This is a genomic window from Leptospira licerasiae serovar Varillal str. VAR 010 (genome assembly GCF_000244755.1).
Classification (GTDB): domain Bacteria; phylum Spirochaetota; class Leptospiria; order Leptospirales; family Leptospiraceae; genus Leptospira_B; species Leptospira_B licerasiae.
In genome coordinates, this window is sequence record NZ_AHOO02000005.1 from 210,755 (window position 1) to 233,764 (window position 23,010).

23 protein-coding genes are annotated in these 23,010 nt (G+C 41.3%); 10 read left to right on the top strand and 13 right to left on the bottom strand.

Annotated elements, in window-relative coordinates:
* Positions 1 to 18 precede the first annotated feature (18 nt).
* Positions 19 to 2,220, bottom strand: coding sequence for a tetratricopeptide repeat protein (locus LEP1GSC185_RS01450; protein WP_008589836.1), 2,202 nt, complete (start codon positions 2,218 to 2,220; stop codon positions 19 to 21).
* A 14-nt stretch (positions 2,221 to 2,234) separates the two neighbouring features.
* Complete coding sequence (locus tag LEP1GSC185_RS01455) at positions 2,235 to 2,819, bottom strand: LIC_10572 family protein (RefSeq protein ID WP_008591750.1); 585 nt, start codon at positions 2,817 to 2,819, stop codon at positions 2,235 to 2,237.
* A gap of 203 nt (positions 2,820 to 3,022) precedes the next feature.
* Between LEP1GSC185_RS01455 and LEP1GSC185_RS01460 the strand changes: the two genes are divergently transcribed.
* The 3 genes from LEP1GSC185_RS01460 to LEP1GSC185_RS01470 are packed head-to-tail and all read left to right on the top strand — an operon-like array spanning position 3,023 to position 5,033.
* On the top strand, positions 3,023 to 4,312 hold the full coding sequence (locus LEP1GSC185_RS01460) for a homoserine dehydrogenase (protein ID WP_008590373.1): 1,290 nt from the start codon (positions 3,023 to 3,025) through the stop codon (positions 4,310 to 4,312).
* Between the two features lie 3 nt (positions 4,313 to 4,315).
* Positions 4,316 to 4,645 (top strand): hypothetical protein, encoded by a 330-nt coding sequence (locus LEP1GSC185_RS01465; protein WP_008590624.1) that lies wholly within the window; start codon positions 4,316 to 4,318, stop codon positions 4,643 to 4,645.
* 16 nt (positions 4,646 to 4,661) lie between these two features.
* Entirely contained in the window at positions 4,662 to 5,033 is a 372-nt protein-coding gene (locus LEP1GSC185_RS01470) for an STAS domain-containing protein (RefSeq protein ID WP_008589531.1), read from the top strand.
* 82 nt (positions 5,034 to 5,115) lie between these two features.
* Here LEP1GSC185_RS01470 and LEP1GSC185_RS01475 read toward each other — a convergent pair whose 3' ends face one another.
* The 5 genes from LEP1GSC185_RS01475 to LEP1GSC185_RS01495 all read right to left on the bottom strand — a co-directional run bounded on the left by LEP1GSC185_RS01475 (position 5,116) and on the right by LEP1GSC185_RS01495 (position 11,612).
* Positions 5,116 to 5,802, bottom strand: a complete 687-nt coding sequence (locus LEP1GSC185_RS01475; protein ID WP_008596092.1) for a phosphopantothenoylcysteine decarboxylase domain-containing protein — start codon at positions 5,800 to 5,802, stop codon at positions 5,116 to 5,118.
* Positions 5,803 to 5,813: 11 nt separating this feature from the next.
* Positions 5,814 to 6,353 carry a flavoprotein gene (locus LEP1GSC185_RS01480; protein ID WP_008590142.1) on the bottom strand — a complete coding sequence of 180 codons (540 nt, stop codon included), beginning with the start codon at positions 6,351 to 6,353 and terminating at the stop codon, positions 5,814 to 5,816.
* A 36-nt stretch (positions 6,354 to 6,389) separates the two neighbouring features.
* Positions 6,390 to 7,718 (bottom strand): hemolysin family protein, encoded by a 1,329-nt coding sequence (locus LEP1GSC185_RS01485; protein WP_008591299.1) that lies wholly within the window; start codon positions 7,716 to 7,718, stop codon positions 6,390 to 6,392.
* Between the two features lie 217 nt (positions 7,719 to 7,935).
* Positions 7,936 to 10,584 (bottom strand): tetratricopeptide repeat protein, encoded by a 2,649-nt coding sequence (locus LEP1GSC185_RS01490; protein ID WP_008591206.1) that lies wholly within the window; start codon positions 10,582 to 10,584, stop codon positions 7,936 to 7,938.
* Positions 10,585 to 10,610: 26 nt separating this feature from the next.
* Positions 10,611 to 11,612: an NAD(P)H-dependent glycerol-3-phosphate dehydrogenase gene (locus tag LEP1GSC185_RS01495; RefSeq protein ID WP_008589775.1), complete on the bottom strand. Its 1,002-nt coding sequence runs from the start codon at positions 11,610 to 11,612 to the stop codon at positions 10,611 to 10,613.
* 167 nt (positions 11,613 to 11,779) lie between these two features.
* On the opposite strand from LEP1GSC185_RS01495, the gene LEP1GSC185_RS01500 reads away from it, so the two are divergent.
* From LEP1GSC185_RS01500 to recG, 5 genes are all read left to right on the top strand, one after another.
* Entirely contained in the window at positions 11,780 to 12,472 is a 693-nt protein-coding gene (locus LEP1GSC185_RS01500) for a hypothetical protein (RefSeq protein ID WP_008590809.1), read from the top strand.
* 93 nt (positions 12,473 to 12,565) lie between these two features.
* On the top strand, positions 12,566 to 13,564 hold the full coding sequence (locus LEP1GSC185_RS01505; RefSeq protein WP_008589410.1) for a metallophosphoesterase family protein: 999 nt from the start codon (positions 12,566 to 12,568) through the stop codon (positions 13,562 to 13,564).
* Between the two features lie 4 nt (positions 13,565 to 13,568).
* Positions 13,569 to 14,246 carry a hypothetical protein gene (locus LEP1GSC185_RS01510; protein ID WP_008589399.1) on the top strand — a complete coding sequence of 226 codons (678 nt, stop codon included), beginning with the start codon at positions 13,569 to 13,571 and terminating at the stop codon, positions 14,244 to 14,246.
* Positions 14,243 to 14,638 (top strand): hypothetical protein, encoded by a 396-nt coding sequence (locus LEP1GSC185_RS01515; RefSeq protein WP_008590494.1) that lies wholly within the window; start codon positions 14,243 to 14,245, stop codon positions 14,636 to 14,638. The genes LEP1GSC185_RS01510 and LEP1GSC185_RS01515 overlap by 4 nt, the downstream gene beginning before the upstream one ends.
* Complete coding sequence (recG, locus tag LEP1GSC185_RS01520) at positions 14,619 to 16,739, top strand: ATP-dependent DNA helicase RecG (RefSeq protein ID WP_008591554.1); 2,121 nt, start codon at positions 14,619 to 14,621, stop codon at positions 16,737 to 16,739. The genes LEP1GSC185_RS01515 and recG overlap by 20 nt, the downstream gene beginning before the upstream one ends.
* A gap of 65 nt (positions 16,740 to 16,804) precedes the next feature.
* On the opposite strand, the gene LEP1GSC185_RS01525 is transcribed toward recG, so the two are convergent.
* Positions 16,805 to 17,143 carry a TIGR04452 family lipoprotein gene (locus tag LEP1GSC185_RS01525; protein ID WP_024863959.1) on the bottom strand — a complete coding sequence of 113 codons (339 nt, stop codon included), beginning with the start codon at positions 17,141 to 17,143 and terminating at the stop codon, positions 16,805 to 16,807.
* 214 nt (positions 17,144 to 17,357) lie between these two features.
* On the opposite strand from LEP1GSC185_RS01525, the gene LEP1GSC185_RS01530 reads away from it, so the two are divergent.
* Positions 17,358 to 18,122 carry a M15 family metallopeptidase gene (locus LEP1GSC185_RS01530; protein WP_008590266.1) on the top strand — a complete coding sequence of 255 codons (765 nt, stop codon included), beginning with the start codon at positions 17,358 to 17,360 and terminating at the stop codon, positions 18,120 to 18,122.
* 44 nt (positions 18,123 to 18,166) lie between these two features.
* Here LEP1GSC185_RS01530 and lpxA read toward each other — a convergent pair whose 3' ends face one another.
* Complete coding sequence (gene lpxA / locus LEP1GSC185_RS01535) at positions 18,167 to 18,946, bottom strand: acyl-ACP--UDP-N-acetylglucosamine O-acyltransferase (protein ID WP_008589520.1); 780 nt, start codon at positions 18,944 to 18,946, stop codon at positions 18,167 to 18,169.
* Between the two features lie 152 nt (positions 18,947 to 19,098).
* On the opposite strand from lpxA, the gene LEP1GSC185_RS01540 reads away from it, so the two are divergent.
* A complete protein-coding gene (locus LEP1GSC185_RS01540; protein WP_008591349.1) occupies positions 19,099 to 19,446 on the top strand; it encodes an Hpt domain-containing protein in 348 nt (115 codons plus the stop codon).
* 20 nt (positions 19,447 to 19,466) lie between these two features.
* Here the strand turns inward: LEP1GSC185_RS01540 and LEP1GSC185_RS01545 are convergent, their stop codons facing one another.
* The 4 genes from LEP1GSC185_RS01545 to zapE all read right to left on the bottom strand — a co-directional run bounded on the left by LEP1GSC185_RS01545 (position 19,467) and on the right by zapE (position 22,827).
* The gene (locus LEP1GSC185_RS01545; protein ID WP_008589845.1) at positions 19,467 to 20,609 is read right to left on the bottom strand and encodes an N-acetylneuraminate synthase family protein; all 1,143 of its coding nucleotides are present in this window, start codon (positions 20,607 to 20,609) and stop codon (positions 19,467 to 19,469) included.
* 103 nt (positions 20,610 to 20,712) lie between these two features.
* Positions 20,713 to 21,513: a 3-methyl-2-oxobutanoate hydroxymethyltransferase gene (gene panB, locus LEP1GSC185_RS01550; RefSeq protein WP_008590992.1), complete on the bottom strand. Its 801-nt coding sequence runs from the start codon at positions 21,511 to 21,513 to the stop codon at positions 20,713 to 20,715.
* Between the two features lies 1 nt (position 21,514).
* Complete coding sequence (gene folK, locus LEP1GSC185_RS01555; RefSeq protein ID WP_008589882.1) at positions 21,515 to 21,967, bottom strand: 2-amino-4-hydroxy-6-hydroxymethyldihydropteridine diphosphokinase; 453 nt, start codon at positions 21,965 to 21,967, stop codon at positions 21,515 to 21,517.
* Positions 21,967 to 22,827 carry an AFG1/ZapE family ATPase gene (gene zapE, locus LEP1GSC185_RS01560; RefSeq protein ID WP_008590559.1) on the bottom strand — a complete coding sequence of 287 codons (861 nt, stop codon included), beginning with the start codon at positions 22,825 to 22,827 and terminating at the stop codon, positions 21,967 to 21,969. The genes folK and zapE overlap by 1 nt, the downstream gene beginning before the upstream one ends.
* Positions 22,828 to 23,010: the final 183 nt, after the last annotated feature.

Genomic DNA, 23,010 nt, shown 5'->3' on the forward strand with positions numbered 1-23,010 from the left:
GTTTTTTCCCAAGTTTTCTCAAAGAATCCCAAATTCAGTTACGTTTTTAATGCACATCCCGACCGGGGGTAACGCTCGCGGACACGCATTCAAAAGTTTAGTAACCGCCTCGGAGGGTCCCTGCTCTTTACGAATTTGAATCGCAAGATCTTTGGCTTCGTTCAGACGATTTGTATGATAATACATGTCCGCAAGATGAAGATTATTTTGTGAATGATCTCTGGAAATAGATCTCAGCTCTTCCGACAAACGAATTGCTTCTTCGATATCTCCTGTCTTTTTTGCACAATAAGAGAGAATAAAAAGCATCTCTGGATCTTTTACGATCCCCATCTCCTTCAATTCTTTGGCAGCCATATAAGCTGTTTGATAATCTTTGATCTTCAGCCCGAGCTTTAAGATTAACTTAGAACGAATCGGATGCGATTCTTTGCTTCCTTGTAGATCAGAGAGGAATTTTCTCAATTCGGAAACCGAATTAGTTCTTTTGATCCGATCCGAAATTTCTTTCCAAGAAGAAATGCTTCCGCTATGTCTGGGCGAAGTTTCATTTAGACTAAAAGAAGAATGTTCCGAAACTTCTTCCGTCCGGATCGAATGGATCATTCTGTTAAACTGATCCGCTAAACTACCGATCTCATCCCAGGCTTCGGGATGTAATTCTCTTTGTAGATCCCCTTCTGTCGCAAGTTCTAAAGCAGAGTATAATCTGTCCAAAGGATAGATCACGAAGAAGGAGAAAAACGAATTGATCGCTATTGAAAAAAGAAGAAGACAAACTAAGAATGCAATCACCGGCTTTTTCAACAATCCGGTCTCGAATAACAGAAATTCCTGATATGGAATACCGATCTCTTTCATCTGGGTTTTACCGGGAGATTTTTGGATTATGGAATAATAATATTCTCCCATCGCAAGTCCTGGTATCCTTCTGAAACGAGGTTCTCCTTCCGGGACCAATTCTCTCATCTGGTCTAACGTAAAACTTCGTAACGCCTCTCCTTCTGCAGAAGAGTTTTTAACGGACCCGGAAAGTATTTTTAAGAACAATGCCAACTTCTCCTCTTTACCGTCCGGAGAGATCTGTTCCAAAATCCCTTCTCGGATATCTTTAGGAGGAAGATTTCTGATTTTTTTACGGACCTTCTCCAAACTTTTCGAAAAGCCTATTAGATTTTCAGAATATTTCTCCGAGCCCTTTAATGACTCCGCAACTTTTGCGTAGGAAGGAAACTCCTTATTTAGAGCGGAGGGATTATTCCAAATAAAGGAAAGGATCAGATCTCTTTTTGACTCCGTGAAAAAAGAAGTCTCTAATCCGCCGGAGGTAGTCAAAATAAACCCGTCATTGTCTTGCACTGAAAGAGAATAAGAATCTGGAGATAGATCCTGAGCTTTTAATCTTTCCTTAACTGTTTCGTTAAAGGATTCTAATCCGGGTTGTAAAAATAACCAACTGCTTCCTTGGAATACGAATAATAATAACAATACAATCCCTAGTAGAACGGGAGATCTAAGACTGAAAGCTTCTCCTGATGCCCTTAAATGGATCAACCATGCTAAAAACAACGCAGTCAAAAAGATCGGATTCCAAAAAGAAAGCCCTATGGCTCTATCCAAAGGATAAGCGATCTCTTTTAAATGGAAAAGTATAGTAGTTCCAAGAAGAAGTAAAAAAGGCACCCAAAGAGAAAGCGCCATTAATTGTATATCGGATCGATGTGCCTGAAAGCCTCTCCAAACACCAAAAAGTAATATTACGGAAATATAAATAACTCCGAACCAAAAGATCACTCTTTCGTCGGCCCTGTGAATTACGTCGAAAACCCCGCCGCCAAAATCATAAACAGGTTTGGAAAATATTGTGCCCACAATATGCAGAACCAAAATACTTAAGGCCAGAAAATATCCGGCTCCCAATAAAATCCTTCCGGTCTTTTCCGAGGCCTGTGGATTCAGTAGGAAAAAATACAAACAAAGGTGAGCACATAGTAAAAACGCAGAAGGAAGCGAAACCCATCTATGCAAAAAAGAAAGAGGATGGAAAAAGGAAGTCCCTATCAAAAAGGAAAGTTCGAGTAAAGCGCAATATAGGAATACCCACCCTAAATGTAAGGTTGTTTCGTACTTTTCCTTTCTAATTAATAGAAAAAAAGCGCAGAGCCCGGAAAGAATAAACCCGGTGAGGTAACTTACGCTGGAAAAAGTTAAAACGGCCATGATGGATCAAAGGATCATTTTACACAAATTACAGCGAATTTGTTCGTGCTGGGACTTGGAGAGAAATCTCCACTGCTTAAGTTTACGGTCATATAGTCCCCTTTATCTCCAGCAGCGCTTGTAGACCAAAATAATCCGATGGCTTTGATCTTTTTATCCGCTCTTTTGGAGAATGTCTTTAACTCTTCCTTGTCCGGGAGTCTCTTTCTTCTGGAAGAACAATAACGAACCGCATCTTCCCAAGCAACCGGGGATCCAGCTTCTTCATCCCAGCCATGTTTTCCATAAACAGGGGTCTTATCCAAATATTCCTGAACGATAAAGTATCCGAAAAATACGATCAATGCTACAGCAAGAAATCCTAAAACTTTTACGAGAGTGCCGGAACTTCCTCCTGATTGAGGAGCTTTCATAGGGAGCTCTTTCATCGTTTCTGAGATTTTACTAGCGACAGTCTGTTGTTGGTGGCGATTTGAACGACCGTGATCCGGCCTTTTTTTCTGCTGATGGCCGCGGTTTCCTCCTCCTGGATGTTTGTGGGAAGATTCTTGTTTTTTATTCCCGGAGGTTTTGCGGGGAGGCTTACGACGGTTCGCCATAAAGTGGGTTATCCTTTGAGTCGATGGATTTGGACCAATTTACTCTAAAAGGTCCGAGACGAATTTTAAAATCGTCCGTAAAAGAATCTCTACCAAGACTAGCTCATTTAGTAAAGAAAAAACCGCCAGGCCGAAAGGAAAGCCCCTATACATACTTAAAAAAGGTCGAATGTTTCCAGTATAGCCGAAAGGATTGTCCCAGAATGCAGACGATTCGAATCGGATTAATTGGCGCAGGCACAGTCGGCTCAGGAGTTCTTAAAATTCTTTCGGAAGAATCCGCAAGATACGAAAAAGAATACGGTATCTCCCTAAATGTACATACGATTTGTACCCGAACTCCCTCTAAAATCGCCCCTATTTCGAAATTATTTTCCAAAGTAAGAATAACAGACGATTACAAACAAGTGGTGGGAAACCCCGAAATCGATTTGATCATCGAGCTTGTCGGAGGTACAACAATCTCCGAAGAGATCGTATTAGGAGCATTACAATCCAAACAGACTGTAATCACTGCCAACAAAGCTCTACTTTCCGAAAAAGGAGAGATCATTTTTAGGGCCGCAGAAGAAAACCAAACGGAAATAGGATTTGAAGCTTCTGTGGGAGGTTCGATCCCCATTATACGAGCCATACGAAATTGTTTGGCGGGGGATAAGGTCCTAGGACTTTACGGGATCTTAAACGGAACAACTAACTTCATCCTTTCCAAAATGGAAACGGAAGGTTTAGATTATAAAGAAGCTTTAAAACTCGCTCAAGAAAAGGGATTTGCGGAAGCGGACCCTAGCTTCGACGTCGAAGGTATAGATACCGCTCATAAAATCAGTATTTTAGGATCTTTGGCCTTCGGCGAAAAGATCCCCTTACAGAACATAGTGGTCGAAGGTATAACAAAGATTACACGATTAGATATCGCGTTCGCTTCAGATTTGGGTTATAGAATAAAGTTACTCGGCCTTGTAAGAAAATTGGACGGCAAGGTAGAAGCCAGAGTCCAACCTGTAATGATCCCAAAACACCATGCGTTTGCAAGCGTGATGAATGAGACAAATGCAGTATATTATAAGACTGCATTTGCCGGCCCAGGTTTGATCGTAGGGAAAGGGGCAGGAGCTTTGCCTACCGCGTCTGCAGTTGTTTCAGATCTGATCTATTACGGCTCAAGGCGGGGCAAAAATCTTCCGATGGAAAAGAACAGATTTCCAAAAGCCTCGATATCGGAAGCGAATCAAACGGAAGCTAGATATTATCTGAGATTCAATACCTTGGACCAACCAGGGGTTTTGGCGGAAATCGCAAGAGATTTGGGAACAAACGGAGTATCGATTTCTTCTGTCCGTCAAAACGAATCTGAAAAGGAACCTGCAGAAGTAGTAGTAGTAACACATCCTTGTGTGGAAGCTTCGATTTCTGCGTCTTTAGGAAGGATTGACGCTTCTGAAGTGGTTTTAGAACCCTCGGTTGCAATCCGCTTGGAAGACAAATTGTAAATTATGAGCGAATTCCCCTGCACATTATCCTTACATGAAGGATTCGGGGATTCACATTTGGATTTATTTTTGGATATTGACGGAAATTCTCGTCTAATCACCTTCGGAACGGTCGCTTCCTATTGGGACTTGCTCCAAAGTGGATCGAAAATAACTTTTCAAAGAAAGAAAGATCACAGAAGGATCTATCTGGACTTAGAAGGCGAAATCGAAGAGAAAGGACGACTTAGGATACTCTACCGCGGATCCGCCAAAACGGATTCCAGATCGGAAGAAGTCTCCGGATGGACGGAATTGACAGCCACCATCAAAGACGGAACAATGATGTTTTAACGCGGATCGGGATAAAATGGCAAAAACGGAATTCGAAGGCCTATACATAGAAACTAAAAAAGACTCCGTCGGAGACAAAGAAGTTTTAATCGTCATTATGAACGGAAAAGTGACGAATACGAACGCTTTCGAAATTTCCAGAAAGATCAACTTCGTTTTCGACGAAGGGATCTACGAGATTATCTTGGACCTTTCTTCTTTGGAATATATCAATAGTGTTGGGGTCGCGACACTATTAACTTTAATCAAAACCGTAGACCAACATAACGGAAAGATCGTAATCGGTGGATTGAATCACTTCTTGGAGAATGTGATCCGATTGATGGAATTACCTAAAAAGGTGGCGATCTATCATACCCTCGACGAGGCCAAAGCGGTCTTTAAATAATCTTATAGTCCGTCCCAAAATTAGGCTTTCGGTCGATACCATGGCATGGGCTTCAAGAGACTGGACCTTTTGGGACAGGCCCTTATCTAATACTTTCTTGCCTAGAAAGAATATCCAAATATTCTAAAATACCTTTGGCGATAGCCTCTTTGGAGGCAGGACCGATTTCCTTTTTAGAACCTTCTTTTCCGTAAATGACTACGCTAGTATCCAAATCTCCAAAACCCTTGGAGTCTTTGCCCACGTAATTCCCTACTATAAAGTCCAGATTTTTTCTTTCAAGCTTACCAAGTGCGTTTTGGTCCAAAAGATCCGTTTCGGCAGAAAAACCTACACGCAGCACATCTTTCAGATCTTGTTCTTGGATCTTTTCATGAACGGAAACAAGTATGTCCGGATTTTTGATCAGTTCCAGAACTAGGGTTTCGCTTCCTTCTTCTTTCTTGATCTTGGATTCATTTGCATTCTTAGGACGAAAATCCGCTGGAGCGGCAGCCATAATGAGTATAGAAGAAGAAGTCACCTCTTTCAAGATTGCATCCTTCATTTCCAGAGTAGTTTCTACTTTTACGACTCTTGCTCCTTTCGGTTCGGAATATTTCGGTTCAGTTAATCCGCGGATATATACGACTTCTTTGGCTATTTGAGTCGCTTCTTGGGCTAAACAATATCCCATTTTTCCGGAAGATGCGTTAGAAATAAAACGCACTGGATCGATCCACTCTCTGGTGGGTCCCGAACTTATTATAATTTTTGAATATTTATCCAAGATTAAACATCTTATTTAGAAGTTTTCAGATACATTTCTATGATCTTTTTTTGCATTACCGGGACATCAGCCAGTTTGCCGTAACCTTCGTCACCGCAGACCACTACTCCTTCCTGAGGATCTAAAATGATCACTCCGTCCCCTTTCAAACGAGCAAGATTCCTTTGAGTCGCCGGATGAGTGAACATATTCGGATTCATCGCAGGTGCGACCAACACAGGACATTTCGCAGCAAGATAGGTAGAAGTTACAAGATCATCCGCAATTCCGTTGGCCATTTTAGCGATAATATTTGCGGTAGCCGGAACCACTGCAATCACCGCAGCACGATTCCTTGCATCTATATGCGCCATTCCCTGCTCATATTCGTCTACTTGGACTTTTTTTCCGGTAAGAGCTTCGAATGTGATCGGACCTATAAAGTTAGTGGCATTCCGGGTCATGATCACGGAAACAGGATAACCTTCTTTGGTAAGATTACGCACCAGTTCGCATGCCCTAAAGGCTGCGATACTTCCACTGACTGCTATCAGAATATCCTTTTTGTCCATAGTGCAGATCCAAAACCGATCTATTAGATTTACAACTTAAATCGCAAAGGAAGAAGGAGCGGAAAGCCTTGTAAAACGAACGGTCATGATCTTATTTCCATCCATCTTTTCTACGGTCAGTTTACCCTCCGGGATCGCAACTTCTGTCCCTTCCTTAGGCATATCTTCTAACTTCTCTAAAATAAAACCTGCGATTGTGCGGATATCGTTTAACTCTTCTTCTTCGATCCCGGTTAAGATCTCTTTTAATTCGTCGAGTTCGGTTTCACCGTCTATATCAAATGCATCAGGAGAATGTGATGGAACTGCGTCCGTTTCGTGATCGTCTGTCTCGTCCCGGATCTCACCAAAAACTTCTTCCACTATGTCTTCCATAGTAAGTAGTCCTGAAACTCCACCGTACTCGTCGATCACGATCGCCATATGTTGTTTTGCGAGTCGTAACTTTTGAAGTACCTTCTCGATCGACATACCTTCCGGAACGACGATTGGAGGTTGCATGATCGTAGTAACTTTTGCTTTTTTGTTCCGTTTAGATTCGGAAAGCCAAGCTAAGAAAGCCTGCACGTGAATGATACCAACGATATTATCAGTTGTTCCGTCATACACTGGATATCTGGAAAAATGATGTTCCGCGATAATAGAAAGCACTCCGTCCATTTGACTGTCGGCAGGGATTCCTACAATACTCAAACGATGTGTCATCACATCCTTAGCCAAATGTTCCGAGAATTGGAAAGTATTTTGAATGATCTGAAATTCTTCCTGATCGATATTTCCCTGTTTGTTCTGTTCCTGGATCAGTATCATCAACTCTTCAGGAGAATGGATAATACGATGGGAATCTTCCTTAAAACCGATCATCTTAAGAAGAAAAGAAGTCATTCCATTTAAGAAAAATGTAATAGGAAAGAACAGATAATAGAAAAAGAATATAGGAGCGCTTGTCACCAAGGCCAACGTCTCGGTCTTTTGGATAGCAACAGTTTTAGGAAGAAGTTCTCCTAAAAGAATATGCAAAAATGTGATCAATGCAAATGAGATGGCGACTGCAATTCCATGGATCGTTAGATCTGAATCAGGATAGCCTGCGTAATGAAAAATGGGTTCTATCCAACTGGACAGATACCCTTCTCCTACCCAACCAAGAAGTAGACTTGCAATTGTGATCCCCACCTGACAGACGGAGAGCATATCGTTCAACATGCTGGCCGCTTTTTTGGTGAGAACAGCCATCGGTATACCGTCCCTGATCAATTCCTCCAAACGAGAAGGTCTGATCGAGACCAAGGCAAATTCCGCAGATACGAAAAATCCGTTGGCGAATATAAGAAGGAGTATTACAAAAAATCCAATTACGTCCATTAACGGCAAGATCTTCCGAATGTAAGATTTAGGCGGATTGCTAGATCGAAAGAATAAAACAAGGTGGGAAAAATATCGCTTTGGTCCGGAAAAATCCGGCTTCTACTGTCGGGGTCCATCTATCTGTGATACCATCCATGAAAAACGGTGCATTGTCGAGTGTTTTGGAGACAAAAAAATGAAAATTTGCCCTTTTACCGAACCCGGTTTAGAGGGATTATTCTGCATTTCGGACCATTTTAAGAACTCTCGAATTCAGATTCGGGTCCCCATTTTCGTTTGCGAGTCTCTCTAATAAATTTATGTCGGATTCCGACTCAGGATTCCAGTATTTAACAAAGTAAAGGCGAGAAGTACCCACGGATAACCAGAACCTAGCCCAGTCCAAAAAGTCCTCGGATTTATCTCCCCAGCCTGAGCCGCTAAGGGAATCCTTAGTGAATGCGATCCGATCCGGTAAATTCCTAAAATCCAATCTACGTTTTGCCTTTCTGAAAGAGATAGAATCGGAACCGCAAGACCATTCGTAATCTCTCAGACCGTTTGGAGATTTAGAAGTCACTTTCATATTCCAAACGAGTAGAGCCGACTTTCCTTGGAGTAATTTAGATCCATCGTAATATTGTAATGGAAAGGATTGCCAACCCAAATGTCCGTCCCCTTCCGGAAGATTTTTTGGAAATAGATTCTCGCAAGCAGGTCCGAACACCTTCTTAGCCGAATCGGACTCGTCTCTTTTATCGAAACGAAGGAATAACTTAATTTCGGAATCAGTAAATTCCTTTCTTAGATATTCCGCAGCTTCCACTCCGGGTGAATTCAGATAAATTTGGACCTTGTCCCTTTTGGAAAAAGATTCCATCGTACTTTTCAAAGCGGATTGAGCAGTGTAACTGGTAGGATTGTCCGTATTCAACTCTCTTGCTTCCAGCTCAGAAGAATCCCCGTCTTTGTGAAATAGGAACACTCTTTTATCCTTCACAAAAATCGCGAGTAAAGGATGAGTTAACTTTTTGAAATTCGCATTTTTAAGCGGATCCGATTCTTCCCTAATACGTGCGGACTCCTTGGTTCTCATTTCGGACCAAGCGGATTTCCAGGGTTCTCTTCCTGGAGGATAAAATCCTTTATATCTAGAAATCCTATTATGAGTTTTGAGGATCGCAAGATCGGGGGGAGAATCCTCTTCTTGAAGTTCCGAATTTTCCTCATAATGGACCATTAGAGAAAGTAGATCGTTCGTATAACCATGTCTGGTATAAAAATCAATCGCTGAATTCTCTAAACTTTTGCTTCCGTATGCGGGAGGTAGATAATTTTTGATCTCGAATGTTTTGTCGTCAGTATGACCCGAAGCGGAAATCTTAAGAGCCTGATCTAAGAAACTTTTTACTCCCCTCAGATTGGATGATTCCTTATGAGAAAGAAATAATCCGCTTAAGCGGATCCATTCTTCTTTGTAGGATGGATCTTCTTTTAAGATCCCGCCTGCCTTAGTAAATTCTATGATCGCTTTTCTCAGATTATTGGTTTTTAACTGCAAGAAACCGTGAAGCAATGTGGCGGAATATTCTACTCTTCTCCATCCTTTACTTTGTGCGAGAAAACTTAAGTCCATCGCAAGTTTGGAGGCGACTTCCGGTTCGTCCTCGGAAAGTATTTGAATAATCCTTAATTTAGTAAATAGATCGTCTTCCGTCAGATTTTTAGGAGTACTAACCGACTGCAAAGCATCCACCGCTTTATGGGAATTCTTGGATTTCCAAATGGCAACGGAAACTAAGTCGCGAGCGCTATTGATCGGAATGGGTTCTCCCAAAAATGGATGGAGAATTTTTGTAGACCAATGTAAAAAATCTAAATTCAAATAATATTCTAAAGCTCTTGCAGGTTCACCTTGCAAATACGCAAGAGTTCCTAACTTCAGATACAATGAATTTTTATAAGCGGGAGCCATTTCTCCCTGTCTTTCTATAATGTATTTTAGAACTTTTTCGGCTGAATTCGGATCGCCATCCACCAAGTAATAATATGCTAATTTTTCATAAGAATGAGAAAGCATTCTTCCACCCAAATTTTCCGAAACGATCCCTATTTTAGAAAATTGGATCGCATCTCTTGCGAATCCCAACTCGGAAAGATAATCCGCAATATTAGGAAGAAAATTCGATAAGAAAGGAATGTGTTTTAGCTCCTTCTCCTCCGGATCGGTAACGCCTGGAAAAGGAGAAAGTATTCTTTGTAGATTCGTATATTCTCGATCATGGTTCGGATCCGAAAGTTTGAAGTCAGCCATATAACTTCCGAGACGAAGCATTCTGCAGAGTGAATAATATTGTTTTTTAGGAGAACATTTGATCTTGTCTGAAGGCTTCTTATGAAGAAGAACGTTACGCGTCGATTCAACCAATTCTTTTTGGTATGTATCTCCCGCGGGAGGATTCCAAACTTTTAGGAAATTTTCCCCATTCGTTTTTTTAGAGAAGTAGATATCCTGGAAATAAAGCAGAAGAACTTCCGCAAATCCTAGATCTTTTTCTTTTCTGATAGTATTGATCAGGTTGGAGAATTTTCCGGAATCTTTGTTTAGAAGCAGATATTCCCCCGCCAAAAGAGCAAACTCCGATTTTTGCACAATGTTTAGGCCTTCGGGGAAGGAATTAAAATCGGTTTCCTTAGTCAGAACGTTTTTGCCGTCCATCAAAAGATAAAAATTACCGGGAGAACCGGTCCAACCGTAATCGTTACGGGTTTGCGCTGACAAAGATGTACAAAAGGAACAGAATGAGATTAATAAAAACGGAATATACTTTAAAATTAGGCTAATACCGCCTACTTTACGAATATTTAAAATTGCATTTTGCAAGGGAATCGACGCGATTTAAGTCCGGTTTATAGACCTTCTCTTTTTAAGTCACGGCCCATTAAATCTCTAACAACCTCCTTCGGATTCTTATGCTCGTAAAGCATTTTATACACCTCGGTGGTGATGGCCATTTCTATACCTAATTTCTGGGATAATTCGAATCCACTTTTTGCGGTTTTTACCCCTTCTGCAACTTCTACCATGCCGCCTAAAATGGAATCCAGGCTTTCTCCTTTTCCTAATCTAAAACCTACGGTCCTGTTTCTGGAAGCATCTCCGCAGCATGTTAAGATCAAATCTCCCATTCCGGAAGGTCCTAAAAACGTAAGAGGATCCGCTCCCAATTTGACTCCTAATCTGGAAATTTCGGTCAGTCCTCTGGTGATCAAAGCCGCTCTTGTATTCTGCCCAAATCCCAATCCGTCGGAAACTCCTGCTGCGATCGCGATCACATTCTTTAAAGAACCGCCGACTTCTACTCCGACCACATCCGGAGTCCAATAAGTCCTAAAGTAAGTGAAACTGAATATTTCTTGTACCTTTCTTGCAGTCGCTTCATTCTTGGATGCGATACTCACTATCGTAGGTACACGTTTGACCAACTCTTTTGCAAAACTAGGTCCGGAAAGATAAGATAATCTGCTATGAAATTTTCCAGGAAGTTCTGCTTCAAAAATTTCGGAAACCAATCTAAGACTTCCATTTTCGATCCCTTTACTTGCGGAAACGATAGGAGCCTTTTCGGGAAGAAAAGATTTAATTTCTTTTAAAATATCCGTGATCGCGTGAGAAGGCGGAGCGGAAACGATCATGTCCTTGTCACGGACCGCTTCTTCTAAACTTGTACTTCCTTTTAGATTTTTGGGAAGATCTATGCCCGGTAGATATTTTTCATTTCGATGGTTCTCGTTGATCTCCTGGATTAGGCCGGCATTCCTTCCCCAAATGGTAACATCATAACCTTTATCCGCCAAGAGCACACCTAAAGAAGAACCGAAACTTCCGGATCCGATAACGCCGATTTGCATGAGATACCCTTTCCCCGACTAACCCTAAGGAGTGATGATCCTGACCTGGAAAGCCTAAACGGCAAGAAAAAAAAGCGGGGATTTAGGAATGCCTTTCCATTCTTATTTTGGTATAAAACAGAAATGAAGTTTACCGACCGAATCAGAGGGATTAATTTTGTTCTTCCATGCTCGATTTGCGGAAACTTTCGGGATTCAATCTTTTAGATTTTCTTACTGGAAAAAATTCCTTCGAAGAAAAGTCCTTAAAGAGCAATTACAGGATCGCCGTTTTACTTCATTCTCTGAACAAGGTTCTGCAAAAAAAGGTGGTCGAAGGCACGGAAGATCTGGAGTCTTTAGTGATGGATTCCGGTCGGGGTGTTTTATACCTTTCCGGACATTATTCCATCCAAGGACTAGCCTGGTCCAAAATTTTAAGAACGAATCATATCAGATACAAACTCTCTTTACGACCCGTAAAAGTGGACGGAAACAGAGTGGTATTTAGGATAGAAGCATTTAGACTCTATGATCATAACCCGAGATCGATAGATCCGATACGGATTTTTTCCAAAGTTTTCAAATTTCATCGAAAACTGATTTTAGAAGAGATAGTCGAGGAAATTCCGGAAATATTATCCCTCACGGATATAGGGAATGAGATCAGAGTGGATCTAAATTATTTTTTAGCGGAAATTCCGGAAGTAGCGGGAGCAGTCACCGTCCAAAAAGTAATCCCTGAAAAAGGAAACGTATTCTTATTCGTACGCTCTAACACGATCTTAAAACCGTTATTGGATTTTTTTGGTCCGGACTATCTGAGAATAGAACCGATTTCGGAGAACGAAGACAGCATGCTCATGCTGTGGCGGGATTAGAAAGATTGGACATTATCGTGGGTTTTTCAAGAATCAGTATAGAAAGGGTCAAACGGCTTTAAGTCGTTTAACATAAAATTAGGATAAGTCCAAATGAGGATCATTTACCTCACCGATATCCACGACGGACTCAGAGGATTGAAAGAAGTCCTTCTAGGAACCGAATGCGACTTGTACCTCTTCTCCGGCGACATCATCTACAAAGCCTTTTTTAATCCAGAACGTATTATCGAATTTGTAACACTCCAAGAAGATATGTATCGGATCATGGATGATATCAAAGAAGATATCAATCCTTACGATTACGCAACAAGAGCGGTACGTTTTCCCGAAAAGTACCAACCTAACGTAGTGGAAAAATCCCACGATTACAGAAGATTATTCCACCAAGCAGCAAAAACGATGAAGGAAAAATACGAACTCATCGAGATAATCATCCAAAAATACGCAAAGGCGCCGGTCTGGTTACTCCCGGGAAATTACGATATAGATCTTCAATATTCCGCGTTATACGAAAGAGACCTGCACAGAAAAACTTTCGATATGGGAGGATTAAAGTTCGCAGGTTACGGCGGAGCTCCTGTGATCACTTCAGGTATCCCGGAAAAGTTAGCGGTAAAATTCCATGAATACAATCGTAACGGAAAAAATTACAGCGAGCCGGAAGACTTCTTCAAAGAAGAAAATCCTGACGTAGTTGTGATCCATAATCCTGCTTACGGATTCTTGGACAAGATCCCGAGTTTCGGACATGTGGGTTCCCAAGGGATCAGAAGATATTTGGACGATTATTCCCCTGCTTTAGTCGTTTCCGGTCATGTTCACGAAGACCAAGGGATCGTGAAAAAAGGAAAAACAGTGTTTTTGAATCCTTCTAATTTTGGACCGGTTGATTCAGTCTTCGGATTTCAACCGGGCGGTTTCTTCTCCGAAATAGAATTAGAAAAGGATCTTGTAAAAAATGTAAAACTGAATAGACTATCGGATCACTCAATTCGCCACCTTCTCGAGATCGATTGCTCTGGAGACAAGTTAGAGCTTGTCCATACAAGCAGCGACTCGGAAGTTTCGGCGGAAGATTTTATCCGATAGGTTTATGACTCTTCCAAGACTTAGTTCAAACTCCAATATTGTAAAATTCGTAGGTCTGAAAAAGTTTTTTAGGTCCCATGAGACTGGAGTCTCCAGAGAAAGGATCGAAGATTTCAAAAAATTTAATAAACTCATAAACTACGGAGGAGACGAAGTAGCGTTTGATATCTTAGGTTCCTTAAATTTCGGCCAGGCTACTACGGATTCCGACACAGACATAGTAATGTATACCAGATGTGAAGAAGGCAAAATGGGAGAATGTGGATTGGAAAATTGTTATAAAATTTCCCTATTCAAGCATATGTTCCTGAACCTGGTGACATTCGAGCACAATTCCCAAGCTTATAAGCTGGAGATTGTGGATTGTATCAACCTGAACCAATTGGAAAAAGATATAAAAGATAAAAATGCAGAGTCGGCCTTACTCATCCGTTTTTGTTTTTATAGGTCGATTTGTAGAGGAGTAAATCGCAGACTCTTACACAAATACGAAAACATGATCGCCGAAAATCTTCCTCTTTGGGAAAAAATTTCCGAATCATTGGAAGAATGTTTCGAAGGAATTATCAAATCTTCCCAGCACACTTACTCTTTTCATAAATATGCAGGAAGATTGGCGGATAAGGGAATTAAATTGCCCGGCTCCATGGCGGAAAAAATAAAGGATTATCTAAAACAATGATCACCTTTCTTACCTTAGTTGCTTGTTTGGCCGCCGCCGCAATATTCTTCCATGTTTTATATACGGTGGATACGAAACGTCTGGATAAAAAAGATTCCAAACGTCCCAAAGACAACGACTACGGAAATCCCAGAAAGGTATACGGTGGAAATTGGGATCCGAACGTTCCCCGCCCCAGACTTTGTCCTGTATGCGGTCGTTTCTTGGATAAGAATGAATATTTATACGCAGTACTTTTTGAACCTGCAATTCCCGGAGCAAAACGACAAGCAAGGATTTATGGTTGCCGCTACTGTTACCTAGGATTGGATGATTCAAGTTCGGCTCCGGAGGAAATGATACAAAATTCTCCTCAACCGAAACCAATTCAGGATGAAGAACTCGGTCTCTGATAAGAAAAAATCTGATATTTCCCTAAGCAGCTCCATTGGAGTCGTCAAAGGTGTCGGTCCAAAAAAGCAGGAGGTTTTGGAGTCCGTAGGGATCAAAACTATCCAAGATCTTTTAGGATGGTTTCCTCGTAGATACTTAGATCGGAACTTAACTGAAAACATTCTACTGAAGCAGGGAGAATCTGTTACCTTAATTTTAGAAGTAATCGACTCCTATTTGGCCCATGGAAAAAAATCCAGACTGGTAGTTTCCGCAAAAACCAAAAACAACGAACCGATCAGTTTAGTTTTCTTCAGGGGCATCCAATTTTTTCGCAGGGTCTTCCAACCCGGAATTCTAGTAGCAGTAACCGGTAAACTGGAATATTTCAGAGGTTTCCAACTCATGCATCCGGATTACGAAGTTCTATCTTACGGTGGAAATTCCGAAATTTCTGAAGATGATCTTCCGGAGAGTATTCATACAGGACGGATCATTCCTCTCTACCCTACTACGGAGGCGATGAGAGATGAACATCTCAATTCAAGAGAACTTCGTAAACTTATCCATTTTGCATTAAAACTTTTAGAAGGTAGAATTCAGGAAATCCTTCCTACCCAAGTGGTCAAAAAAAGAAATCTGATGGATCGTGCACTTGCTTATAACGAGATCCATTTTCCCACGGAAGATGAACAATTAGGAAGAGCAAGGACCAGATTCAAATACGAAGAATTATACTATTTCAATCTGTTGATAGAATACAAACGTTCTCAAAGAGCAAAAGTCCCCAGGATTTTATGGCCACTTCCAGAGTCCAAGACCGCTAAGGATCTGATCAAAAATCTACCTTTTGAATTGACTCCAGACCAAAAAGAAAGCCTGGCAAAAATAGGAGAATGGACCAAGTCGGACACTCCTGCCGCAATCTTGTTACAAGGAGATGTCGGTTCCGGAAAGACCTTAGTAGCGCTTATTACCGCACTTAGATACACAGATAATCAAATCCAAGTTTGTATGGTGGCTCCTACTGAAATTTTAGCCAGACAACATTACCAAACCGTAATGAACTTTCTAGGTAATATGCCTTTCTTACGAATAGAACTTTTGGTAGGAAAAGAACCCAAAAAGACCAGAGCGGAAAAAATATTCAGGATCAAAACGGGGGAATCCCTATTTATCATAGGAACTCATAGTGTTTTCCAAGAAGATGTGATCTTTAAAGATCTGGGACTTGCAATCATAGACGAACAACATAAGTTCGGAGTGGAACAAAGAGAAACGTTAAGAGCCAAAGGAAAAAATCCGGACATTCTAGCAATGACCGCCACTCCTATTCCAAGAACACTTTGTCTTACTCTATACGGGGATTTAGAATTAGTCACTTTAAAAAATCGCCCTGCCGGCAGGATCCCGATCAAAACATTGTGGTTTACCGAAAGCAAAAGATCCGGAGTATACAAATCCATCCAAAAGTACGTCTCTCAAGGAAGACAATGTTATATAGTTTATCCATTGGTGGAAGAATCCGAAAAATCTGATCTTAAGTCCTGTATAGAAGCCTATGAAACATTAAGAAAAGATGTTTTTCCTGAATTCAAAGTGGGACTTCTCCACGGAAAAATGGAAACATCCGAAAAAGATAGGATCATGAAATTATTCCAGCAAAATGAGATACAAATATTAGTCAGTACTACAGTTATCGAAGTGGGTGTAGACGTTCCGAACGCTTCCGTCATGGTGATAGAACATTCGGATAGGTTCGGGATCTCTCAACTGCACCAGTTAAGAGGTCGAGTAGGCCGAGGAAAACATGAGAGTTTTTGTATCCTAATTTCGGACTCTAAAGTTACGGAAGAGGCAAGATATAGGATCCAGGCCCTGGTAGATTCCGACGATGGATTTTTCTTATCCGAAGCGGATCTGAAATTGCGGGGACCTGGGGAACTTTTAGGAGTAAGACAAAGTGGATTGCCGGACTTTAAGATCGCTGACTTAAGGGAAGACAGCCAATGGATCGAGATCTCTAGAGAAGATGCGAACCAGTTTGGGAATTTGGGAGATCTGGAAAAATCGGAAATTGTTTCTAGATTTTCGGAAGGAGCTTTATTGTTTTCAAATTGAGAAGAGAAAATTTTCGGCCGACTTAAGAAACCAGTCGGCCGAAAATGAACAGTCCGTGAAACGGATCAGTAGATAAAAGGAATGATCGTCGCTCTAGGCTGTAGATCGCAGGTAAAACCGCCTAAATCCACAGTGAGCAAGTTAATGATCAACGCTTCGTTTGCACAATCGTCAACATCCGATTTGTTATAGTATTTATCTTCTTCTACTTTTGCTAATTGAGGAGCAAGAATAGAAAGAACTTCGAAACCGCTTACTGCGGATCCAATAACTGCGCTTGTCAGGATAATACTTTTTGCTTCAGTTCCGTCTACAGTATCCGGATAGGATAAACCAATTGCATCAAATAGAACACAATTAAACGTTAGGAACAGGGGCAGAAGAAGAGCGATGATTTTTTTCATCCAGGGTTCTCCCAATTTGTTTTTTACAAAAAATTTCCAATTAGAGCTTAACTTCAACCGAATTTCCTAAGTAATGCAATACAAATTTCCTGATTTCAAGGCCTGAGCGTGTCGTAAAGTCCCAGAAATTTCTGTAGTTACATTTGTGTCTTAAACAAATCTATAGGATTAGAATTTCCCTTTTCCCCAAGTCGCCAGAGAAGATTATGGAATTATGCTGTCCCTATTCCGATGTTTAGTACTTGTTCTGGTTTTCGGTAACTTCTCTCTAATATCTCAACCGACAGACGAAATCTACCAAGGTGTTTCGGAAATTTCTTATTTGATAGGAGATTTTCCCAAGGAAAAAGCCCTCGTACCTTTTACAAATCCTGGAGATCCAAGACAATTCTTTGTACGAAAAGAAACCAAGGCCGCATTTATAAAATTAAAGGAAGAATATAAAAAGGACCATCCACAAGAAAGACAAGAGCCATTCATTGTTTCCGCTCATCGATCTTTTTCGGATCAAAAGTCCATCTGGGAAGATAAATATTCCGGAAAGAAGAAGATGAGAGAACCGGTGAAAGACAAAACTCCTTCTCAGATCATTTCTTTAATTTTGGAATTTTCCAGCGCCCCCGGCACTTCTCGCCATCACTGGGGAACCGACATCGATATCAATGCCTTGGAAAACTCCTATTTTGAAAAAGGAGGGAGGGGAGAAACATTCTATAATTGGATGAAGAAGAATGCCCACAGATTCGGATTCTGTCAGCCTTATTCTCCTAAGTCAGAGAGAGCCGGAAAAGGTTATAATGAAGAGAAATGGCATTGGTCCTATGCTCCTCTCTCTAATAAATTCCAAAAAGCCTGGGTAGATGCTTATAAAAAGGGAAAATTGAACTTTAAAGGAAAATTCCAGGGATCCGAATTTTTAGGGGATATGCCCTTGGAATACGTAACATCCATCAATCCGGACTGCGCCAGAATAGATTAAGTATAAAAACCGCGTGTTGGAATTCCAACACGCTTGGCTTTTAGTTATCTGTGGTTCATTACTCCACGATCACTGTTTCTGAAGAACTTAATAATCTGTAGAACTTCAGGTGGGTGACCTGATTCCTTCTCCAATTGATCCAAAGCGGTTCTATAATTCATACCTGAATGATAGATCGTCTTGTATGCGTTCTTAATCGCAGTTCTTGTCTCAGGAGAAAATCCTCCTCTTTTCAGACCGACCGTATTTAATCCTATAATCGTGCAAGGATTTCCGTCAGCAGTAGCAAAAGGAGGAACGTCCTGAACTACCTTAGAACAACCAGCAATCATTGCGTAATCACCCACAAAACAGAATTGGTGAACTGCAACTAAACCGGAAATAAATGCCTTATTTCCAACGGTGACATGTCCCGCCAAAACAAGACCGTGGGTCAGAATATTATCATCTCCTAAAATACAGTCGTGCCCTACGTGAGCATTTCCCATTACATAGTTCCTGTTTCCGATAATAGTGGGAGAATCTACCTTGGTTCCCTTGTGAATATTGGAATATTCTTTAAAAGTATTATTATCTCCGATGATCGTTTTGCTCGGAGTGCTCGGATCAAAGCCCAAGTCCTGCGGTCCTACACCGATTATCGCTCCATGATGGACTTTGTTGAATTTACCTAATTTAGTGCCTGCGAAAATTCGGGCTCCCGTTTCAATCACGGTTCCTTCGCCGATTACCACATCTTTTTCTATAATTGTATACGCACCGACTTCGACGGACTCGTGTAGTTCCGCTTTCGAATCGACGATGGCTGTTGGGTGAATTTTCATTAAGTTTCGCCTCTTAAATCTTCCATAATACGAAAATCGACGTGGATTTTTTATTCAAGCTAGAAATAATTGGGGTCGGTAAACGGTTCAGGGCTTCGTCGAATTTTGAAAGCCGGACTAAATTGCCAAACGCGGTTCGGGAGGAGAATTCTATGCTAGTGGATTGGTCTCGTCTGGATTCCCTAAAACAAGGCGATGATGAAGATGATGTTATTTGGCTGGAAGAGATGGTACGTTCCTTACGTAAGAACATGAACAGCCGTTTAGAGAATATCAAAAGTTTCACTGACGAAAAGAAAAGCGTAGAACTCCAAGCAGAATTACATCAGACAAAAGGTGTGGCAGCGAATTTCGGGCTCGCGGCGGTTCAGAAAAATGTTACAGAGGCTGAACTGAAATTGAAGGAAGGAAACTTAGATGCTTGTTTGGCTCTTTGTCAGGAACTTCCGAGTCTTTGGGAGCAAACCAAAAAAGAATTAGCTCCCAAATTTCCGGAATAAATAAGTCCGAAATCGCCGGCTTATTTTTTTCCTTTACGTTCCAAAAAATAAGAATCTACCTTATCCGTTATAGGTTTGATCTTTTCCTCATAAGTTAAGATAGCTTCTACAGTTTTTTCGTATAAAGACATTAGAAGCGCCTGAGCGGCATCACACATCTGTTCTTTACGGAACTCTTCCACATGTAAGGTTTCAGTAATCGACCCATCCGGATTGAACGGAAGTGAAGCCAATAAATTGGAAACCACGATCTTATCGTCCCCGGCAACATGGCTTGGGTCGAATATCACAGGAAGAATTGTCTGATTTTTAGCGTGAGTGATCACGTTTAGATCCGGAGTGTTACGGCAATATCCTTCCTTAATGAAAAGAGTTTTTACCCCTCTTTCGCAAAGAACAATATTCAAATTTCCTTGATTAGCGATATATTCTGCAGCGGAGAACCACTCTATAGCTTCGTTACCGAAACCTCTTTTTAAGATCACAGGTTTACCTGTGCGACCTACCGCTTCTAAAAGTTCAAAGTCTTGAGCGTTTCTTGTACCGATCTGGATCATATCAGCATGTTTGGAAACTTCTTCCGCCATGGTATGGTCCATTACTTCGGTTACGTAAGGAAGTCCGGTTTCTTCTTTTACTCTATCGAGTAATTTAATTCCGTCCCAACCCATTCCTCTCCAATCGGTTGGACGAGTTCTAGGTTTGAATGCTCCACCTCTAAAGATGATACGATCTAAGATCCCGAATTTTTTTCCGATCTCCACCGCTTGTTTTGCAATAGTGACCGTCTGCTCATAAGTTTGAGGAGAATCCGGACCTACTAGGAAAATATGTTTTCCTGTTCCGAACTTACGCACGAGTCCGTCTTTTCCGTGAACTTCTACGATTCGATTTTCACGATGGACTACTTCTCCGTTTTTACCTGCAGCGGTACGAGCTATATTTTTATAAGGCAATGATACGTTCCAAATTCTAGTCACACCAGGAAGTTCTTTTACGTAACCTTCCTTGTCGGAGATCTTACGGGTATCCCCGATAAAATGAATGGTATCGGATACGACCGCTCCGCGAATGATCTCGGTGGCGTTCCCACATTCGGAGGCCAAAGCCTTTATTTTTGCTTCGGTTTCCGGATATCCCTTCTCCAGTTCGACTATGTCCACGTATCTTCCGTCCTATCTTTGTTCGATTTTACAATCGGGATTGATTCTCTCTCCAGCCTTTACTTCACACACGGAACGTCAAGAAATCCGCAGAGAAAAGAGTTTAATGAGAATGTTCCGGCCCCGGAAAACTCCCGTTTCTCACTTCCTGAATATAATTTTTGACTGCACCTGAGACATCATCGTATCCATTCAGGAAAGTTTTTAAAAACTTGGGCTTAAAGCCCTTATTCAATCCAAGAAAATCGTAAATTACGAGCACCTGTCCGTCGGTCGCGGCTCCTGCCCCTATCCCGATCGTAGGAATTGGGATAGATTCGGAAATTTCTTTAGCAAGAGCAGAAGGGATCAGCTCGAAAACGATCGAGAATGCTCCAGCGTCGGAGATACCTTTTGCTTCGCTTATCAATCTGGCTTTATCTTCTTCCGCTTTTCCTTGGATCTTATGCCCACCGAAAACGTTCACAGATTGGGGGGTAAGGCCTATATGTCCCATAACAGGGATGCCTATCCTTTCTAGTTTATAGATTAGTTCCAAGATCTCCGGACCGCCGCCTTCGAATTTTACGGCATCACATCCGCTTTCTTTCATTACTTTTCCAGCAGAGCGGATGCCCTCTTCTAAAGAGACTTGATAGCTTAAGAACGGAAGGTCCACGACTACGAATGTATTCGGGGCGCCTCTTCTAACGGCTTTTGCATGATAGATCATCTCGTCCAAGGTAACAGGTAAGGTGGTAGGTTGGCCTTGGTAGACTACGCCCAGAGTATCCCCTACTAAAAGACAATCCACACCGGATTCTTCTAAAATCCTTGCGAACATAAAATCGTAGCAGGTCAACACAGTGATCTTTTTCTCTACTGGTTTTGGTCCTCTAGGAAATATTTTATTAACATCTCTCATGTTATCCCTCCGAAGGATTCCCAAAGGATTGTATCAGGGAACCTTCTCCGAGTTCATTTAAAAGTTCTAATATAAAAGGTCGAATAAACAGACTATGGTGAGGAAGATGTAAACCCTTCTCATGGATTTTCATATCGTCTATGGAAAGAATATCTATGTCGATGACTCGCGGGCCTTTGTCTCTTGTGCGGACCCTTCCCATTTCATTTTCTATTCCGAGTAAAAAATCCAAAAGTTCTCTGGGAGAAAGATGAGTGGAGATCTGCAAAATCTGATTTAAAAAATCTGGCTGGTCAGTTACTTCTAGAGCTTCCGTATTTAAAGCAGTTCCCTTTTTTAAGATCTTTATTTCAGGGTGAGCGCCGATCTTTTGGATCGCTTCCGAAAGATAGAATTCACGATCTCCCAAATTAGTTCCTAAACATAGAAATGCAATATGAGTATTTTTATCCATCACTGAGTCCCAAAGGCGCTATGGCTTAGACGATAATCAGGACAATCCAAATGAAGAGGATGTGCCATTTCCATGAGCCTAGAAAAAATCCGTCCTTCTGCTTTGTCTTTCCAATCCGTGGGGGGAATATTAGAAGTAAGAATGGTTAATTTTTCTTCTTCGTATCTGGTATCTATTAAGTCGTACAATTGAGAGTTTGCCCAATCAGATTCTTTGTTGGCCCCGAAATCGTCTAAGACCAAAACTTCCACATCAGTGAATTGTTTTTTGATCGTCTGTTCCATTCCATGGAGTTCACTTTCTTTTTGATAACTATCACGAATGGTAGAAAGAAAGTCCCGATTGATCTTTGCGTATTTACACTCGGTTCCGTAATTAAAAATAAGTTCGTTTAAGATTGCGCATGCAAGTAAGGTTTTACCGGAACCTGTTCCTCCCCAGAGATACAGACCTTCTAATTTTTTATCTCCCTTGCTCCAATCTTTGATCAAATCGTGAGCCCAGTTGTGAGCGATTAAAAATCCGTCTTTACCGGGAGCATCTACGTTCAATTCCATTCGATCCAGAGTTCGGTATCTGTATCTAGAAGGGATACCCGCCTTTTTTACCAAATATTCGATCCTACCAAGTTCAATTCTAGCGTTATGACATACGCAAGGTAACATTCTATTTTGGCTTTCATCGTAGACCATGTATGGAGCTTTGCCGCCGCAAGGACAAGATTCTCCCACGCAGGAACAAAGTACCAGAACTCCGGAGCTGGAATTCTTTACATTCTCTTCCAAAAGAAATCCGACGCCTGTGCAGAACTTGCAGCTGGGAGAACCTTCTCGGATCGGGGTTAAATTCTTTAAATTCATGGTCTAGATCCAGACTGGAAAAAAGGAAAGTAATAGAAAGAAAGAAATCTAAGAACCAATCATTTCCTAAGAATTCCTAAAAATCTGCTGACAAGTTCAGCTTTAAGGAAGATCCTGGAGGAGTCTCTGAACGGATTCAGGGAACAAAATTAGCGAAAAATGATAGAATTTCGCTAATGGATA